The following is a 19,245-nucleotide window of genomic DNA, read 5'->3' as shown; positions in this document are numbered from 1 at the left end:
TTTCTAAGTCTTAAACTAATCCTCCGTTAGCACCTATTACTTGCCCAGAAATCCATTTAGAATCATCACTTGCTAAGAACAATACAACTCTTGCAATATCGATAGGCTTTGCTAATCGATTAAAAGCATTCATAGCACTTAATTTATCAATTTGTTCTTGAGATTTTCCATTTAAAAACATAGCAGTTTCAGTGGCACCTGGTGCAATAGCATTAACAGAAATTCCTCTCCCTATTTCCTTAGAATATACTCTTGTCATTTGTTCTACTGCTGCTTTTGTTGCAGAATAAACAGCATAAGTTGGTAGCATTAGTTTTGCAGTACTAGATGATAAATTAATAATATTTCCATTATCAGACAATTTGCTATCTGCTTCTTGTAACGTATTAAATAAACCTCTTACATTGACTTCAAATTGTTTAGTGAAATCTTGTTGTGTATGGTCTTTTAATTTTTTAGAAATCATAGCACCTGCATTGTTAACCAAAACATCAATTTTCCCAAAAGCTTCAATCGATTTTTTAAATAGTTGTGTGACTTGACTTCTATCACTCACATCTGCTTTTATTGCTATGGCATCTCCTCCATTTTGTTTTATTTCATCAACTGTGTCCTCTGCTTCTTTTTGGCTATTAGAATGATTAACAATAATTTTTGCACCATTCTTTGCTAATAGAATAGCGATTTCTTTTCCAATCCCTCTAGATGAGCCAGTAACTAAGATTACTTTATTATTTAAGTTATTCATGACTTTTTATAGATTTTAATTTATAAATTGAAAACACAGCTAATACAATAGCTACTATAACCAAAAGCAACAGGCTGTGGTCTAACTAAAAACGCTATTAATAAGGCTGTTAACATCGTTACTAATAAAAATATAAATGCACTAATATGAATATTACACTAATCCCTTGATGCTTTGTTTTTTCGTCTTATGTTAATGTGATTAATTTATCTGTAACTAATTTTAAATTGATTTCATTTATCTCAGGATTTGGTGCAAGAGGATACAATTGAGCACCTGGTCTGCTTATAAATGCACTTCTCCATCCAGCCCAAATAGCACCTGCAATATCCCAACCATGTGCAGCGACTAATAAACATTCACTTGGAGCAATACCCATTTTTCTTGCTGCCCAATCGTAAGCATCTGTATCTGGTTTAAATTTCCCGATGTCTTCAATACTTAATCGATCATCAAAATAATCGGTTAATCCTGCGTTTTTGAATTGAGTTTCAACACCTTTATTAGAAGAATTAGTAAATGAAACCAACTTGTAACCAGCACTCTTTAATCTTGCCAATGATTCTTTCACCTCTGGATGAGCTGGTAAAGATCGTATTGGAGTAAGGATAGCCTCTTTTGCTTGAGCTTCTGTTAATGTAATATTATGGTTAGCTGCCACCATTTGTAACGCAGCCGAACCAATGATGCCAAAATCATTGTATTGCCTTCCAACTGTTGATACTAATGAATATTGTAGCATCGTTGTAAACCATAGAGGTAATAAATCATTTCTATTTCCTAGAGCTTGTCCTACACTTTCTTTCATGGCAGTTAAGTCTAATAATGTTTCATTTACATCAAAAAATAATACTTTTGGTCTAGTACTCATACTTTCTCTTGTTTCTTCTGCAACGTTAGCAGCAATTCCAAATTGAGGAGTAGCTGCAATTCCTAAACCTAATAACATAGATTTTTTGATAAAACCTCTTCTTTTGTTTTTCATTTTGTGATTGATTTATAAAACATACTAATACGTATGTTTTTAGTTAAAAAAAATTAGACTTTTATTTGTTTTAAGTAAAAGGTAAGACCTGATAAAAACTCTTCTAATACAGAGTCGTTGTCATATAACTTTCTAATACCTCTAATACCTTCAAAAGCACTTATTAAGTAAATTGCAACTGCTTTACTTGAAATATCTTTTTTTAGAGAATTTTCGCGTTTACCTCTTTCAATAAGTTCTACCAAGGCAGTTTTCCATAATTCAATAATATTTTTAAGAGCTATTTGATAAGCGACTTCGTTGTTTCCAATTTCATTAATTAAATTATTCATGGGACAACCTTGTTCCTTTTCATGAATAGAAAACTCTTTTAACCTATTTATAAAGACCTCCTCTAATATTTGATATGCATTACCAGATTCCTTTAGCGGTAAGATCATTCCATTAACAACTCGTTTTTGAACTTTTAGACTAATCACTTCTAGTCCTAATTCCTTCTTACTTTTATAATGATGATAAAAAGCCCCTTTACTTAATGTAGTTTCCTTCATTATTTTATCTATACTGGTTGTTTTGAAACCATTTTCATAAAATAAATTAAAAGCTTTATTTATGATAAGCTGTTTAGTCATTTCAGACTTTAATTCTTGTTGCATGATGTAAAACTAACTAAAAAATACCAAGTAGTATGTTTATGTTTTGTTAATTATTGATCTTATTTTTTGTGAACGGAAAATTGGGTTAGCAAGAATTAAGTTAGTAAGCGAAAACGAGCTAGAGAGTAAATCTGAAAAACCACACAACTAACAATAATCAAGAAATTATTTCTATAAATTACTGTCACAGGTTGTTATTTCAATTTTATTTGTCAGTTTACGATGTAGAAAATCTTTTATAATTTGATAATCAGATTCGATTAAATTCATATAATCTACTTCGTGTTTTTTTTGATTTTTATCGATTATAATAATGTCGCTAGATTTGAAAACAATACTATCAATTTTCTCAATTTCAATTGTTTTTTTTCTTGACCCATTTACAAAACTCAACTCGTTATTATTGATTTCAATTATACCACTCGGAACAAAAAGGAAACCTAATATTAATGACAGAATTCCAGTAAAAATCAATAAGCTCCAAAATATTTTATTGGAGTCGATGTCTTTTAATGCAAAAAATCCACCAACTGTACAAACAATACCGAAAATGAATGGCATAATTCGGTTGATGTCATCATAGTTAGTTGGAATTCGTAATTGGTTAGTTAATTTTCCGTTTCTGTATTTCAATCGAGAATTAATTCCCATGAAAATCAGAATCATAAAACCTACAGGTATATAATCTTTTAATGGCTCAAAAAAAGCGTTAGCACTAGGTAATGAAATAGTTAGCATGATTACAAATATTGCAATTTTTCCAATGTAGTGATTTTGCTTTTTCATTAAATTAATGTCAACTTGTATGATTCGTTACGTTGTCTAGAACTAAGTTAGTAAAAGAATACGAACCAGTAATTGATTTTCTAGGTTGTTGTAAGACGCTTATATTAAATAAACATTTCCATTTCATATAAATCAAGACCTTCTCCCCAATAATCTTCTTCTATCCGATTAATAGTGTAACCAAATTTTTCAAAAAACTTGTATGCGAGTTGAGAGGTCGTTACTATAAATTTTTCGACTCTTTTGTCTTTACTCAATGCATTTAAACAATAATCCACTGATTGTTTTCCAAGTCCTTGTCCAGAATAATTTGGGTCAAAAAAGATCCAAGTGATTCGTCCAGATTTATCCTTTTCATTCACATAATATCCAGTACCAACAACTATAGTGTTATTATCTTCAATAGTTAAATAGGTTTCTGGTTTCTGTTCTAGGTATTCTAGAAAATCATTAGTTTCGTTTTTGTCAAAAAATTTTGGAACATTAAGATTAAAAACTTTTAATAATTGTTCTTTATCAGTTGGTTTGTATGGTCTAATCATAATTAAAAGAACAGTAGTTTTTATTACTATTTTTCACAAATTACAACTCTCCATTTGTTATTATACATTACTCGACCATTATTCTGAATATGAGGTTTTATCGCTTCTGTCATTGTTTCATAAACTTTTTCTCAAATTACTGCCAACTCTTTATACCCACACTAATACAAAATTTTGTACTGAAAATCAATAAGATAACTCAAATTTTAAAGATTTCACCACTCTAATTATAGACCTAAAAACAAAAAAAGCAAAAGCTTTCGCTTTTGCCTTCCTATCAAATTACTAGTAATAAACATCTCCACATTCACTTATAGTAATTGATATTTTATTTAGTGATTGCCTTTAAACTCATCTGTTGTGATATAACCGTCTTTGTTTTTATCACGCTTATCAAAATTGGTTTTTAACTTCCCTTTTGCTTCGTCTTTTGATAATTTACCATCATTATTAGCATCCATTCTAGAGAGCATTTTTGTAAAACTAGGTGCTGATTTTGAACTATTAGTTGACATGTTTAAACTTTTAGTAGACACTGTAGCTTCTAGTTTTGACGTAATGTTTTCATCATAAGGAATCGTCATTAAATCATGAGCATAACTAATATCTCCAGCATAGTTTTTACGCAACTCAGCAGTTGTTGCCTCTTCATCAATCGTAGTTGCTGTGAAATGGGTCAAAATTAAATGCTTAGCATTCGCTTCTTTTGCCATTAATGAGCTTTCACTCAAGTTAACATGAGCACGTTCTTTTTTACTACCATTTGTTCTTGTACTATTCGTCCTAACTTTTGAACCCATAGCAACTGCACCACCAGAATCTATTATCAAGTAATCTACATTTTTTGCTAAAACAGGTAAACTTTCAGAATAGGTCAAATCTCCAGAAACTACGATGGATTTTCCGCCAGCTTCAAATCGGTACGCTACCGTTTCTATAGTATGATTCACATTTACAGAAGACACTTTAATCTCTCCAATAGTAAAGGCTTCGCTCCCATTTAACTCTTTAATTGTAAACTTAGATTTTACATCATCTAGAGTTCTTTTACTTTTTGCTAATCTGTAATTAATATCCTTCTCATAAATAGTTAACGTGCTTTCTACAAATGCAGTAGTAGGCTCTGGTCCTGCTATTACAAAGGTATTACCACCAAGAAGAGATTTGATGAAAATTGGCACAAACTCTTCATTATGATCTAAATGGTGATGTGTAAATAATAAACCATCAATCGATTTAAAGTTTACATCAATTTTATCGAGATTGGCTTGTGTACCATTTCCCATATCTACTAAAATCTTCGTGTCTTGATAAGAAATCAAAACAGAAGGTCCTGAACGCTCTGTATTATATTTTGGAGATCCCGAACCAATTATAGTCGCAGATAATTGACTGGTTTGTTCTTGAGAAAATAATTGTGCACAAACACAAATTAGAATAAGATTTAAATAATATTTCATTATTATTTGACTCTTATTTTTAGAAATAGTTTAATAAACACATCCAAATACTAAATCTTTTAAAAACAAAAAAAGGCAAAAGCTTTCGCTTTTGCCTTTAACCTAAAACATCTTAGCAGCAAATCTCATTATTGCCAGACATTTTAAGTAGCTAATAGATAATTAGGGATCATCTAGCTATTAATTTAAGGGGATTATAAAGTGTTGTTTGACTTATGATTTTACAGAAGTAAATTCCTATGCTCATATTGTTTCTGTTAAGCGTAATTTCATTGTTTCCAGGTGTTGCTCTATGTGTTGTTTGATATACAACTTTACCTAATTGATTGTAGACCACAAATTGTATAGTTTCTGTTTGGTTTGCTGTAAATTGTATCGTCGTAGCAGACGTCATTGGGTTTGGTACTGCAGAAAGTGCTGTTGTGTCTTGAGTTAAATCATCTACAGATAACGTGTCTTGAGATAAACGTAGATTTTCTAATGTCAATTCTTTTGTCGTTGTTGTTCCATCTTCACTTACCATGGTAAATACAACGGTTACAACATCGTTTAGTTCTAGATCTGTTCCGTTTCCTGATTGAAAACTTGAGATTGGTAACACAAAGTTTTGTGATGTATTACTCAATGTAATCGTACTTTTATATTGATCTTCCCAATTAGAAATACTTGCTTTTACAAATGTGATTTCTAAGTTCCCTGTTCCTTTGGCGCTAAATTTTAAGCTATTGTAATCACTTAAGTCTACTGCTTTAAATCTTGGCGTCAATGCTCTGTAAGCTGCAACATAACTACTTGTTGTTGCTTTTAAAACCATATTACGTTCTATTGGAAAATCATTGTCGTTAAAAGTAAAATCGTTTGGTAGAATTGCGTAAGTATCTACTGTTGTATTTGTTTGAGAATCATCAATTCCCCAAGGTCCATCAGACATGAATAAATCGTCTGGTGTTGCGATGCCATCACCAATTCTAAACCCGATATCAAATAAATTTCCGGTTTCTAATTGTAGGTTTGTGATGTAATCTTGATTAAGATCTATGGTAGAGTTTAGGGCTCCAAATTCGCCTGTTTCAGTAGTTCTAAAACCAGCGTCAAAGGTGACGTTCTCTGTAGAATTGGTATTAATGATCTGTAAATCGAGGGAACCATTAATATATTTTCCTTTTCTAACAAAAACCGTCGGAGGGATTGAATTGTTATATGTTGAAATTGACTTTTGTGTTTCTAATAAGTTTAAAACCTCTTGACCAATTGAGAATAAATCATCAACTGAGTTTGACCAGATTTGGAAATTATAAAAGGTAACATCCTGCTCGTATTGATCGAGATTCCAGTGACTCTCTATGGCGAAGTTTTCATCGTTATTGATTACTTTGGCAGATAAACTCAAGACAAACTCATAGGTGCCATCTGCATTTTTAATAATAGATTTGATGAATGATTGTCCGTTGATATCAATCGTATTCACTGTGATCAATTCTGCGCCTAACAAACGATCACAAATGTATTTGGTGTGTTCATATACACCATTTTCAGTTTTAATCGCTAAGATTGAAGCTATAGGTGTATTGTTTTTTAAATAATCAACTCCATAAATCTCTGTTGCATTAGTAATACTCACTAAATCTGAAGGTGATGCATCAATAACCTCATCTTCATTTATAATACCTAACGGAATAAAATCTTCTAAAGTAAACCCAGAATTCGCATTACGTTGTGCGTAGCTATCATTTTTAGTCATTCGTCTTGCAGAACTTCTATCAAATGAATAGCTCGTTTTTGCACGATTGAAATTACGTGTATTGATTTGCTCAGATAATCTGTTGTTACTTTCTAAACCACCATCATTACTTCCTGTTGTTGGTGGTACAAGCAAAGCACAATTACCAAAACCAGAACATGAAGGGTCTTCACAATCTATAAGTCCGTCGCCATCATCATCAATTCCATTGTCACAAATTTCTTGTAATACTGGGGCAGTTGGGCAACGTGCACCATCATTACTAGAACTTGATGGACCAAAAGCAAATAAGTTAGAATCCATTACTCCGTTTTCAACTAAGTCTTGTACACTTTGAATGACATAGATTGTTCCAGTTTCATTTGCAGACACATAAAAACGTCCAGACAAATCAAAGTAGACTGCACCATACGTATAGCTCAATCCTGATAATATTGGAACTTCTCCTAAAGCTTGCACATTTCCGTCTAAAGGATCAATACGATATAAGATATTAGAGGTTTTAGCAACTGCATACAACATACCATCAACCGCATTAAAAGCCCAATCATGAATACTGATGTTTAGAGATAAATTTGAAGTTTCTTGATGTTGTGTATAGTTCTCTGATTCTGGATCTAAGTCAATTTTATAATAGGTTTTACCTCCTGCTTTAAGGTAATAGATCCCATCAGCACTTACATCACCTACATATCTTCCGTTTGTTGGTAATTCATCTACATAATATGTTGTTGTATTAAAGTTCTTACCAATACGTACAATGGTTTTTGCTGGAGTAGATAATGATCCCCAAATAAAACCATCAGCAGGATTATATGCTGTTGCATTAATATTACCTGGCGTGACATCTGTTGCTACTTGGTATGAGTTTCCTGAAGCTAAATCAATTGCATAAACATCGTTATACTGAAATAAGTAAGCACTAAAATCACAATTAAACGGAATATCTTGAGCTTGTGAGGTAAAGCACATTAAGATGGCCCCTAATATGATTAATTGATTTTTTAAAGTGTAAAATGTATTCATTATCTTTTTTTAGATTCTGATACAAATTTACCTTGATAAACTGCTCTTTTTTAGATTATTCGATTGACGAATGTATGGTATCGATAAGTGGCTATTTACTGTAGACGAATGGAATTAGAGTAAGTTAAGGCGCTTCATTAATTCTGGTCTATTAGAGCGACTCACAGGAATAACGTCTTTTTTGATAAGCACGCTATTATCTTCAATATCAATGATTTTATCAACGTTGATAATAAATGAGCGATGAATTTTTAAAAACAAATCGTTAGGTAATTTATCTTCAATTTTCTTAAGTGTAGAATGAACTGTGTAGTTTTTGTTTTCGGTTTTTACATTGATATAATCCCCTTTTGCTTCTATCAAATAAATACTAGGAATATCAATTTTGATAAGTCGTCTATCAATATTCACATACAAATCATTACCAGACGTTGTTTCTACATTTTCAGATACCGATGATGTTTTAGCTTTACTGGCAGTTGCCTCTGCCTTTTGAATCGCTTTTTGAAAACGCTCTGGCAAAATTGGTTTTACGAGATAATCTACAATACAATCATACTCAAATGCTTGAATTGCAAAATTAGCATCTGATGTTGTCAATATTATTTTTGGTGGATTTTTAAGGGTTTCAATAAAATCAAAACCTGTAAAATCTGGCATATGAATATCTAAGAAAATTAAATCTATTTCATTTTGATTTAAATACTTTATGGCTTGCATTGCATTTGGAAATTCTTCTAAGACGTTTAAGCTTTCTATATTAGAACATAATTGTCCAATAATTGCTCTAGCTGTAGCCTCATCATCTATAATAATACAATTCATAAATCTATACCTAATTATAACTGTTGTAAATAATTAGTCATGGTTGTTAAGATAGCTTCGAATTCCTCTTGAAGATTAGTTTCGCCTTCGAGTAAATTATTTTCGAATGCTACTGCAATCTCATAACTCTTTTCAAGGCCTAAAATACTAATTTTATGTTTAAGTTTATGGACATTCTCTGCTGTAAGTTTATAATTCTCAGCAGCAATGTTATCAAAATAGACTTTTTTTTCCTCCGGAAATTCGCCTTTAATGATATCAATTAACTTTTGCTCGAAAGCTTTGTCTCCACCAGACATGCTGTTAATATATGATAAATTAGGCTGTTCCATTGGGCTGTTTCTTTAGAGTAAAATAAAATGTTGTGCCTTCATTAATTATGGAGGTAAGCCAAATCTTTCCACCATATAAATTGACAATTTTCTTAACGATAGATAATCCTATTCCTGTAGATTCTAAGTTATTTTCAAGCTTTTCAAAAGTTTTGAAGATTTTCTCAAAGTATACTTCTTCAATACCTTTTCCATTATCTTTTATATGAAATTCCCAAAACTCGCCTTTATCTTCTGCTCCAATTTCAATATGACCTTTTTCTTTCTCGTTATATGCAATTGCATTTCCAATAAGGTTTTGAAACAACTGTTGTAAACGGTATTTATCTCCTTTTACGACAGGCAAATCCATTTTTTGAATGGTTATATGTTTAGGTACATGAATAATATTTAAAATATCATCTATGAGTTTATTAATATCAACATCATAAATATCTATTTGATTTTTACCAATAGTTGAATACTCCAAAATACCATTGATTAAAGTATCCATTTTTTGAACATTATTTCTAATGAGACTTAATGTTTTTATACCATTAGTATCAAAAGCACCTTGATAATCTTCTTTTAACCAAGCTGTCAAAGTATCAATGCTTCGCAAAGGTGATTTTAAATCGTGAGAAACCATATGCGCATAATCACTAAGCTCTTGATTTTGATATGCTAGTTCATTTAAAAGCGATTCTTTTTGCTTATTCATTTCGATAATCTCTTTAGTTTGATTATCAATAAAATCTACCAAATCTGAACCTGTTAACTCAACAGCTTTGCCTTTTCCGTCTTCTTTAAGATTATAAAACTTAAGCGTATTGATAACATCTTTTAACTTATCAATTAATTCTTTTTGTTCTTTAGCTTCCTTTTGTAATTTCTTGTTAGCATCATATAATTCATCTGAACTAATAGACATTGCTCTTTGAATCATTGATGATTGCTCGTCAAAATTATTGTATGACCTGTCAACAGCAGTAAAAAACTTTGATAAATCTTCATTACTCTTTAATCCTTCGTTTAGATATTTTCGTATTTGACGCTTTAGTAATGAATTCATTATTCACTTATTAACGTTATCGTCATGGTTTGGTTGTGCAATTGACAAGCCATTTCTCCATGAAAAGGCGCTATTTCACCGTAGGAATAAAAACCACTAACCGTCGTACCATCTCCTAAAATTTCAATTACTTCATCAATCTCTTCTTCTACACGCTGATCTAATACTAATTTTCGACCAATACAACTCACCAATAATGCAATTTCTGGTTTGTTTTTTCTAAACTCTAAGGCTTGCTTTGCTGCTCTTTCTGATGCGTTTGCAATATTGTCAACATTAGTCATCATCAATTGTACTTTAGAGTTTTCTTTAATATCTCCAGCTAAAATAACAGCATTATTTTCTTCGTTAATATTTAAAATAGATCTTACGATAGACTGTTCTTCATCTTCAGATTTCACATTCAAAGGATACAACAAAGCTGCACCTGGTAAATCTTTGGCTTTATCACCTAAATAGGTTTTGTATAAATCTAATGCTGGCTTACCATCTAATTCATAGAGTATATTACCATCTGATTTTGTTACTGTACGCTCTGGCCCAAAAGGTGTCCAACCTCCATGAATTGAAAACGTAATTTCTAAGGATTCTCCATAAAAACCTACAGCAACTATTTCGCCTTCTTTCGGATTTTCATTATACGACGCTAATGTTTTTTCAAAACGTGTATCATCACCACATAAACCTCCAGTAATTAAAAGATTTCCATTATTAGATGAACTCATCCCTTTGGTGAGCTGGCTACCATTAATAAAACTACCTTCTGAAACTACAAATACGTATTTTAAGCCTTCCAAAGGAAATTGTTTAATAAGATCATTTCCTGTTTTAAAACTGTCTAAATCTGTATTTAAAACATTACTTGTTTTAATAATAAACTTGCTTTTTTCAAATTCCATAGCAGTAACCGTAATGCTATCTTCATTTACCGTACTCGAAGAAATCTCTGCACAAGCAGAACCAAATACAATATCACCATCTGGAAACAATGTTTTTATCTCTTCATAAATAGAAGCATCTTCCAGCATATAGCGATTACCAAAAACTAAAACTAAAGGTTTGTTTAATTTTTGATTCTTACCAACGTAAGCCCAATCTTGATTATTATGTTTTACTAATTGTACTGTTTTCATTATTATTTTTTAAGTGTAAAATAGAATGTGGTACCAACTTTAGGTTCACTTTCTAACCAAATTTGACCTTCATGTAAATCCACAATTTTTTTAACTATCGATAACCCTATTCCGGTTGAATCTTTGCTCTTATTTAAAGCATGAAAAATTTTAAATATCTTATCATGGAATTGTTTATCAATACCAATCCCATTATCTTTAATTATAAATTTATAATGGCTTTTTAAATCCTCAAAATCGATAATAATAAGACCTACTTCTTTATCTATAAATTTAACCGCATTGCTAATTAAATTCTGAAACAATTGCTGCAACTTAGTCGCATCTCCTTTAATCACTGGTAATTGATTTAGTATTTTTACTGAAATATGATTTGGAATGTATAGAATCGTTGTTAGATCTGTAAGCAATTTATTAAGATTGACCTCTGCTTTTATATTGGTATCAGTTCCTATACTTGAGTAGTCTAATACATCTGATATAAGTTGCTCCATCTTTTCGAGGGTAGCTTCAATAAGACTGAAATTTTTAAGACTAATATCATCTAACTTGCCTTTATTGTCTTCTTTTAACCAATTTACTAAGGCATCTATACTTCGTAAAGGTGATTTTAAATCGTGAGAAACAATATGTGCATATTCTTGTAACTCATCGTTACTTCTTTCGAGCTTTAGGAGTAATTTTTCTTTCTGAAGCTCAAGTTCTTTTAATTCGGTTATATCTAGATGAATACCAATAGAACCTATTTTCTCACCTTCTAAATTATAATTTGGAGCTCCACTTATCAACCAATGTCTCGTCTTTCCTTTTTTGCAAATTGCTGTAAATTCGTAAGAGTTTGATTGTCCTTTTTGACGTTTTTTATTTTCTTCTTTTATTATTTCAGTTCCTCCTTCAGCAGAAAAAATCTCTGCTGCCTTTTTTCCTTTTACTTCAACTTCACTATAACCAGACATTTCAGTAAAACTCTGATTTATCATTAAAATTTCATCATTATTATTTACTTCGACTAAACCTAAATTCATATTAGCAATAATATTATAATATTTTTGCTTTTGAACCTCTAAACTTTTTCGATAGGTTCTTTTTAAAGTAACATCTGTAAATGTCCAAAGAAAACCTTTAGACTTTTCTCCAATGGTAATAGGCATATAATTACGCTCTAAAATTTTACCATCAACCATTTCTAACTCATCACCAATAACTATTTTTTTTGCTTTATCAATTGCTTGCATCCTTTTTATGAATGCTGCTGGATCTTTAAATAAAACTTTATTCTTTTGTGATGATGTTACACAATCTTTACCTATTAAATCACTAGGCTGAGCTTCAATATTAAAAAGATCACAAAACTTCTTGTTAGTAAGTACTATATTTCGATTTTCGTCTTCTAAAACAATGCCACTATCTAAATTTAATATTAAAGTAGATAATCTATTTTCTGACTCAATTAGTTTTTCTTCAGAGGCTTTTTCTGCTGTAATATCTCGAACGATTCCTTGGGCTGCAATCGGGTTTTTATTCTTATCATAAACAATACTACCATTAACATGCACCCATTTTACCTCCTTAGATTTGGTGTAAATTCTGGTTTCATAATCTTTAAAAAAACCATTCGCCTGTAAATCCATAAAACAGGTTATGGCATATTGGTAATCTTCTTTATAAATGAGATTTACAATATTAACATCATCTCTATCAACATCATAACCAAATAATCGCGTAGCTGCTTCATTAAACTTTAAAACGTGTCCATTAAGATTCATAACAACGTAAGCATCTACAATATTTTCAAAGACACCTTGTAATTGTGAAGATTTTTCGTCTAAGAGGTTTTCTAATTTTTGGGATGTAAGGTAGAGTTCTCTTGATTTCTCTTCAAGAATTTTTTCGGCTGCTTTCCTCGCTTTTTTTTCTCTATCGAGTGCACGCTTTAATATGTCGACTTGGTCTTGACTCATTAATTTTTATTAATAATAAATCGCACTTGCGTTCCGTCTTCTTTTATTTTTTCTAATTCAATAGTTGCTGTAGAATTAAAGTGTTCAAATGTTTTATTCATTAAACCAAGTCCAAAATGATGCATAGCTCTACTGGATTTATAATCCATTATTAGAGAATTTTCTGTTTTCTCAATAACCTCAAATGTTGGTAACTCAGCATCTGGATAGATTTTTCGAACCTCAACATGAATATGATTTTCTATAGAGGAAATCATTTCAATAGGATCTTTATAGGTTGCTAAAAGTCCTGGATAACTTTTCTCAATTACACTAAAAAAATGTTCGGCATAAACCAACAATAAATTATCTATAGAAACACCTGTGTTTTCACTTAAATGTTGAAGTAGTTGTAGCATTTCAGAAAAACTATAAGTACCAACAGAAGTGTAAATACCCTCTGACTCTAACTTAGAGCTTGAAATGATTCTATCAACCATTTCTAAGCCAAATTTTTCTTCTACAAGCTCTAAAAACTCAGTGAAAACTATACCTTTCATTATCCTTTTATTAGTTCGTTAATACTCCAATAAGCCAATAAACTTTCTATTTTGGATACATAATCCTCATATTTCAATGGCTTTAAAACGTAACCTGCAACACCAATTTTATAACATTCTAATAAATCTTTTTGATTATTAGATGTAGTTAAAATAATTGTTGGAATGTATTTTAAGTTATCGTCATTTTTTAAAATTCCTAAAAACTCAATTCCATTTATTTTAGGCATGTTTAAATCTAATAAAATAATATCTGGAAGTGAGTCTTTTTGTTGTAAAATCTCAAGAGCGTCTTCTCCATTATTAGCTTCAATGATCTTATGATTTAACTTCAATGTAGAAATCACTCGATTCAATTTCATTACTTCTATGGCATCGTCTTCAATTAAGAGAACTTTTAACATGTTATTCATGCAGAGGATATTTTTATAATTATATCGAAAATAGCTCAATTCAATCTTTTAACTTATTTAATTCGCTTAACCCTATTTAAGTGTAGACGAATAACGCTTAAGTGTCGACGAATGGAAATAGGTTTTACTAGTTTTTCTTATAATTGAGTAACTCAATCACATTCATTTGTGTCGAATATTTTATATGCTTTAATTCTTGTAAAAAACTCAAAGAATAACTTTCCTCATTACGCTTATCGATGTGTGTTTCAAAAAAACTAATAAATTCTAAATGTTTTAAACTGGCACATAATTGTTTATTCATATTCATAGTTTCATCTGTTTGATTTCTCAAATCATCTTGATTTATTGTTTCTACTAAATCTTTACGAGAAAACAATGACTTCAATTCGAAAAAAAAATTGGTTTTATAAGGGAGCATGGATATTATCTTTAATTAATCTGAAGACAAATTTATAATGATAAATCTATGATAATGAGAGATTTCTATCGCATGACAATTACGTTAGATGAATGGTAGATTCCTATAGATGAGCGAAATTATGATATCAGCTTTTGACGCATTTTTTTAGTCATTCCTTTAACCACCATGTCATAAGAATGATCAATGAGGTCGCAAATTAGCTTGGGCTGTAATTCGCCATTATGAATGTAGAGTGTGTTCCAATGTTTTTTACTCATATGCCAACCAGCTGTGATATTTTCGTAATCAGCACGTAATTCTATAGCATACTCTGGATCGCACTTTAAATTGACTGAACCTTCTCCTTTTTCCCATTTTTCTAGCGGAAAAAGCGCAAACATCTTACCTAATACTTTAAAGACAAGGGTATCTTGATCAAACGGAAAATCTTCAGTTACCTCTTTTTTATTTAGACAGTATTCTCTAAGTTGTTCTATGTTCATAAAAAAACACGTTCAAATCTAGAGTCTGAACGTGTTTAAAATTAATACTTTTTATTTTATCTTAAAAGTACTTTCCTATCCATTTGCAATTTGGAATTCCTTCCACTGAAGTTACCGAAACTTTATCTGGAAAAGAAGCCATTATATTAGGGTCTGTTTTGTGGATGTTCTCAATTTTGTATTCGATGAAGTTAAAGCCAGCTTTTAAATTTAGATTATAAGTATAGTCTATTTTTGCATCGTCCTCGCCTTCCTCCATCATTCTTGCTGTGTTACAATTTCCTTTATACTGATAGGGTTTATCAACATAAATCAATTCAAAATAAGAACCCAAAATTGGCTCCATATAGGCTGGGTCTTCCACCCAAGACATTAGCTTTTCGTCGGAAACCGTAAATATTACGCCGACATAGTGGTTGTCGCTTGTCCAAAGTGATAAGCCACCAGTGTCAAACGAAAAAATATTGTCTTTTTCGGCAACCATTTCAGAGCCATTACTGCATTTCGAAAATATGGTGTACCATAATTTAGATGATTCACTTTCTTTATCATCTTTTGATAGTTTGGGATGCTCTTTTGGAAAATCAAAATTAATGTCTCCAGATTTAGACATAGTTCCGATTTTAATAGGGTTTTCCATTCCGAAAGGGATGACCATTAGATTTACTTCTAAACTTCCAAAAGGGTAATTTTCTAATTTTGGGTTTGAATATGACGTACTGACTTTTGGTTTTACCGTTATTTTTTCATTTGCTTTTTTTTCTTTTTTATTAGCTTCTTCTTGGTCATTGATGCGCATAAGCTCTTTATACATTGGCGTCTTCAGCATACTATCCTGCATTTTTTTTCCTTTTTCAATCATTTTTTGTTCCTCTGCGGTTTGTGAAAAGCCTAAACATCCAATAAAAAATATAACTATTGGAAGAAATCGTTTTAGTGATTTCATGATTTTAGTTTTTAATGAATTTGATGGTTTGTGAGTTGCCATTTTCAGAAGCAATATTTAAAAAATAAAGTCCTTTGGATATATTTGACACATCTAATGAAATTGAAGAAAGGCTTTGATTTTGTCTTAAAACCAACTGCCCTAATTGGTTCATTACATTTAGTTGTAGATTTCCTGTAAAAGTAGTTTCAATAGTCAAAACATTTTTTACTGGATTTGGATAAATTGAAATTTTCGAAGAATTAATATATTCATCTGCAGAAAGGGTATTATCCAATCGCCAAAATTCATTACCATAAGTTGGACTATTTGCCGTAAATAATAAAATATTGTTTACTGCAAAAATTTCATCGATATTATCATTACTATTAGGATATGTGTCTGTAATACTGTAAGTTCCTGCTTCTGTACCATCACTAACCCAAAGCGTATCTCCAGTAATTGAGCCATCTCTTGCTGAAAAATAAACATCATTTCCAATTGCCTGAAGAAGATTCTGTGTATCAGAAAACGTTAAAGAATCAGTGTTGCCCGGATAGATATCCTTTACAAGATTAGTCCCTGCTTCCGTGCCATCTGTTACCCAAAGTTCAGCTCCATTAATGTTTGTAATCGCTTTAAAAAAGAGTTTATCTCCTGCTACTTGGAAAGATATCGGTGCGCTCGGAGATGTCCCTGGATTAATATCTTTAACTAAAAATGTCCCAACTGCAGTACCATCAGAAACCCACAATTCAGTACCTGTTGAGCCTCCTTGAATTCCTCCTGCGAAATATAATTTACCGTTAAATATGACGATTGAAGTGCTATTATCAGTTAGATATAAGCTTGCCACTACGACGGAAGTTCCTGCTTCAGTTCCATCACTTTTCCATAAAGAAGAGGCTCCACTCGCTGCTCTAACTTGAAAATAGACATTCCCACCTAGAGCGGTAATATGATTGACACCAGAACCATAAATGGTATTATTAATATCTTTAACCATGTAAGTTCCTGCTTCTGTGCCATCAGAAGCCCACAATTCTTCGCCATGAACACCGTCCGTAGCAGTAAAAAACATAAGGCCAAAGCCAGTTGTAACAAACTTTGAAACACGGGCACCTTGGGATGAATTTGGTCTAATATTTTTCACTTGAGTGGTTCCTTGTTCTGTACCATCAGACTGCCAAATAACATCTGGGTTATTTCCATCCAATCTTACAGTAAACAATAAGTCTCCATTAAAATTGATTAAATTATTGGGTTTAGCACTATTTTCACCAACTACGATATCTTTAACAAGAACAGTTCCTGATTGTGTTCCGTCGGTTTTCCATAGCTCATTGCCGTTTGCATTTGTAAATGCCACAAAAAGTGCCAAATCATTTACTTTTGTAAAATAATAAGCGCCAGAACCGAGCGTGCTAATTCTAATATCCTTTAAAAGAATTGTGCCATTAGTTGTTCCATCTGTTATCCAAGGTTCTGTGCCATTAATATTGTTATTTGCATTAAAAATGCCATAACTACCCATATCTAAAACTTCAGAAGGATTGCTATTTCCTGTACCATTATAAATATCTTTTAACAATGAGGCTTGAGAAAATGTGCTTGTTGGAACAATGAGAAATAGGGTAAAAATTAAAATTTTCATGTGTAATTGTGTTTTCATGATTAAAGGTTTTAAATGTTAATTGAATAATTTGAGCATAATTAATACTGATTTGCAGTCATAAAGTTTGGTTAAAGTTCGTAACACATCTAAAAACAGACATTCATTACGCCCTTCAAAGTGTTGGATTTATTAGAGTCATTGCAGGATTAAAAATCGATAAGACGTGTGTTATCAATATTCTTTTAATGGTTCTAAAACCCTTATGTCAAAAGCGTCCCAGAGTTCATCAGGATTTAGCTTAATACGATTCTCGTTATTGCTCAAAGTCACATAGAAGCGATTATTATAAAGAAATCTTATTTCGCTTTTGACGGTAGTTTTATAATAATCCGTTATCGTTTCGATACCATTTCGCACCTGTTTTATGACTTTAAAATTTTCAGTTTCCTGAAGTTTATCAAATGCATAACTATCGATAATTTGCTGCGCCAATTGGTTATTATCTCCTGCTGCATCCACTATTGAGAGTGAAATTTTCTTATCTCCAAAATTTCCCATGATTTGCTGGCCAATAACCATTATCTTTTCATCGACCTGCAACGCTTTCAGTTGTTTTGGAAACGCTTTTCGCAATGCGTCTTCCGATAATGGGGTCGTTTCGGAAAGCTTTGTTGCTACTTTTTGACCTTCAGAAAGTTCATTGTTTTCTTGAATATTCTCAATTTCGTTCGGTAATTCGTTTAGTATTTTTTTGGCTTCCGAGTTACATGAAACACAAAAGAGAAGCAACAGAATTGATTGAATTACATTTTTCATTTTTTGATAATTGATTGGTTATTCTACTTCCATTCTAAAGTCATTGATGCTAAAGTTTTCCGTGACCAATTTTCCTTTCATTGGGAATAGATTTGCTTCCTTATTGATAGATCCATATCGGAAGCCTCTGCCATTAAAGGTGATCACAATTTTAGTATCGGAGAATTCTTCAACCACCAATTCCCCATCATACATCTCATACGTTTTTGCTGTGCCTGGGTCATTACTCTTAAAATCAAAGGAAAGTTTGCTTTGTTCTTTTGTGCCATGGACCTCTTTTATGGGAAGTGCGGCTGTTTGTTGACTGATGGTTAGAGGCTTTTTCTTGAACATATCGGGCGATAGTAAGTTGACCATCACAGATTGGCCATCAAAGTCGGTGATTCTGAATTGGACTGCATTATTTAGGTAAACTACATCAGTACTTTTTTCCGGATTATAGGTTTTTAAACTGAAATTTTCTCCATTAACGACAGCTTCAATACTTACATTCGCTGTTTTTCTGGTGGTCTCGTTTCGTTTCTTTTTTGGTGTTTCTGGGGCTGTGGTTTTTACTGCGGTTTCGGTGGTTGTTTTGGTATCGCTGTTGCAACTGTTTAAATTGAAGACTAGGAGCAGTACGATTATGAAATACGATAGTGGTTTCATTGTGTTTTTAGTTTAGATTATTTTGTGTCAACTGCATACCATTGCAAATCCGTATGGAGCTTGGCGATGTTGGTTACCTCCATTTTGGAGCTTTTATTTTATCTGTCTAAATTTTTACTGTGTTTTACCAGATATCT

At 31.7% G+C, this 19,245-nt stretch carries 20 protein-coding genes; all 20 read right to left on the bottom strand.

Annotation, left to right across the window (positions count from 1 at the left end; genetic code table 11):
• Positions 1–10: 10 nt before the first annotated feature.
• Positions 11–748 carry an SDR family oxidoreductase gene (locus IM744_RS02795; RefSeq protein ID WP_194506562.1) on the bottom strand — a complete coding sequence of 246 codons (738 nt, stop codon included), beginning with the start codon at positions 746–748 and terminating at the stop codon, positions 11–13.
• A 187-nt stretch (positions 749–935) separates the two neighbouring features.
• Entirely contained in the window at positions 936–1,733 is a 798-nt protein-coding gene (locus IM744_RS02790) for a haloacid dehalogenase type II (RefSeq protein ID WP_194506561.1), read from the bottom strand.
• Between the two features lie 53 nt (positions 1,734–1,786).
• Complete coding sequence (locus IM744_RS02785) at positions 1,787–2,389, bottom strand: TetR/AcrR family transcriptional regulator (protein WP_194506560.1); 603 nt, start codon at positions 2,387–2,389, stop codon at positions 1,787–1,789.
• 171 nt (positions 2,390–2,560) lie between these two features.
• Entirely contained in the window at positions 2,561–3,175 is a 615-nt protein-coding gene (locus IM744_RS02780) for a hypothetical protein (RefSeq protein WP_194506559.1), read from the bottom strand.
• Between the two features lie 104 nt (positions 3,176–3,279).
• On the bottom strand, positions 3,280–3,717 hold the full coding sequence (locus tag IM744_RS02775; RefSeq protein ID WP_194506558.1) for a GNAT family N-acetyltransferase: 438 nt from the start codon (positions 3,715–3,717) through the stop codon (positions 3,280–3,282).
• Positions 3,718–4,049: 332 nt separating this feature from the next.
• Positions 4,050–5,177, bottom strand: a complete 1,128-nt coding sequence (locus IM744_RS02770; protein WP_194506557.1) for an MBL fold metallo-hydrolase — start codon at positions 5,175–5,177, stop codon at positions 4,050–4,052.
• Between the two features lie 169 nt (positions 5,178–5,346).
• Positions 5,347–7,944 carry a DUF6923 family protein gene (locus IM744_RS02765; protein WP_194506556.1) on the bottom strand — a complete coding sequence of 866 codons (2,598 nt, stop codon included), beginning with the start codon at positions 7,942–7,944 and terminating at the stop codon, positions 5,347–5,349.
• A gap of 114 nt (positions 7,945–8,058) precedes the next feature.
• On the bottom strand, positions 8,059–8,769 hold the full coding sequence (locus IM744_RS02760) for a LytR/AlgR family response regulator transcription factor (RefSeq protein ID WP_194506555.1): 711 nt from the start codon (positions 8,767–8,769) through the stop codon (positions 8,059–8,061).
• A 14-nt stretch (positions 8,770–8,783) separates the two neighbouring features.
• Entirely contained in the window at positions 8,784–9,101 is a 318-nt protein-coding gene (locus IM744_RS02755; RefSeq protein ID WP_194506554.1) for an Hpt domain-containing protein, read from the bottom strand.
• Positions 9,088–10,152 carry a sensor histidine kinase gene (locus IM744_RS02750; RefSeq protein WP_194506553.1) on the bottom strand — a complete coding sequence of 355 codons (1,065 nt, stop codon included), beginning with the start codon at positions 10,150–10,152 and terminating at the stop codon, positions 9,088–9,090. Before IM744_RS02750 ends, IM744_RS02755 begins: the two co-directional genes overlap by 14 nt.
• Positions 10,152–11,285 (bottom strand): FIST signal transduction protein, encoded by a 1,134-nt coding sequence (locus tag IM744_RS02745; protein ID WP_194506552.1) that lies wholly within the window; start codon positions 11,283–11,285, stop codon positions 10,152–10,154. The genes IM744_RS02750 and IM744_RS02745 overlap by 1 nt, the downstream gene beginning before the upstream one ends.
• A 2-nt stretch (positions 11,286–11,287) precedes the next feature.
• Entirely contained in the window at positions 11,288–13,246 is a 1,959-nt protein-coding gene (locus IM744_RS02740) for a PAS domain S-box protein (protein ID WP_194506551.1), read from the bottom strand.
• On the bottom strand, positions 13,246–13,785 hold the full coding sequence (locus IM744_RS02735) for a heme NO-binding domain-containing protein (protein ID WP_194506550.1): 540 nt from the start codon (positions 13,783–13,785) through the stop codon (positions 13,246–13,248). Before IM744_RS02735 ends, IM744_RS02740 begins: the two co-directional genes overlap by 1 nt.
• A complete protein-coding gene (locus tag IM744_RS02730; RefSeq protein WP_194506549.1) occupies positions 13,785–14,198 on the bottom strand; it encodes a response regulator in 414 nt (137 codons plus the stop codon). Before IM744_RS02730 ends, IM744_RS02735 begins: the two co-directional genes overlap by 1 nt.
• A 127-nt stretch (positions 14,199–14,325) precedes the next feature.
• Positions 14,326–14,619: a hypothetical protein gene (locus IM744_RS02725; protein ID WP_194506548.1), complete on the bottom strand. Its 294-nt coding sequence runs from the start codon at positions 14,617–14,619 to the stop codon at positions 14,326–14,328.
• A gap of 119 nt (positions 14,620–14,738) precedes the next feature.
• Entirely contained in the window at positions 14,739–15,104 is a 366-nt protein-coding gene (locus IM744_RS02720) for an MmcQ/YjbR family DNA-binding protein (protein ID WP_194506547.1), read from the bottom strand.
• A 61-nt stretch (positions 15,105–15,165) separates the two neighbouring features.
• On the bottom strand, positions 15,166–16,050 hold the full coding sequence (locus IM744_RS02715) for a hypothetical protein (protein WP_194506546.1): 885 nt from the start codon (positions 16,048–16,050) through the stop codon (positions 15,166–15,168).
• Between the two features lie 4 nt (positions 16,051–16,054).
• A complete protein-coding gene (locus tag IM744_RS02710) occupies positions 16,055–17,701 on the bottom strand; it encodes an ELWxxDGT repeat protein (RefSeq protein WP_194506545.1) in 1,647 nt (548 codons plus the stop codon).
• A gap of 174 nt (positions 17,702–17,875) precedes the next feature.
• Positions 17,876–18,460, bottom strand: coding sequence for a hypothetical protein (locus IM744_RS02705; RefSeq protein ID WP_194506544.1), 585 nt, complete (start codon positions 18,458–18,460; stop codon positions 17,876–17,878).
• Positions 18,461–18,478: 18 nt separating this feature from the next.
• Positions 18,479–19,108: a hypothetical protein gene (locus IM744_RS02700; RefSeq protein WP_194506543.1), complete on the bottom strand. Its 630-nt coding sequence runs from the start codon at positions 19,106–19,108 to the stop codon at positions 18,479–18,481.
• Between the last annotated feature and the right edge of the window lie 137 nt (positions 19,109–19,245).

The organism is Psychroserpens luteus, from assembly GCF_015319355.1.
Classification (GTDB): domain Bacteria; phylum Bacteroidota; class Bacteroidia; order Flavobacteriales; family Flavobacteriaceae; genus Psychroserpens; species Psychroserpens luteus.
The sequence above is the reverse complement of the archived record's forward strand: the minus strand, read 5'-3'. Positions and strand labels throughout refer to the sequence as shown.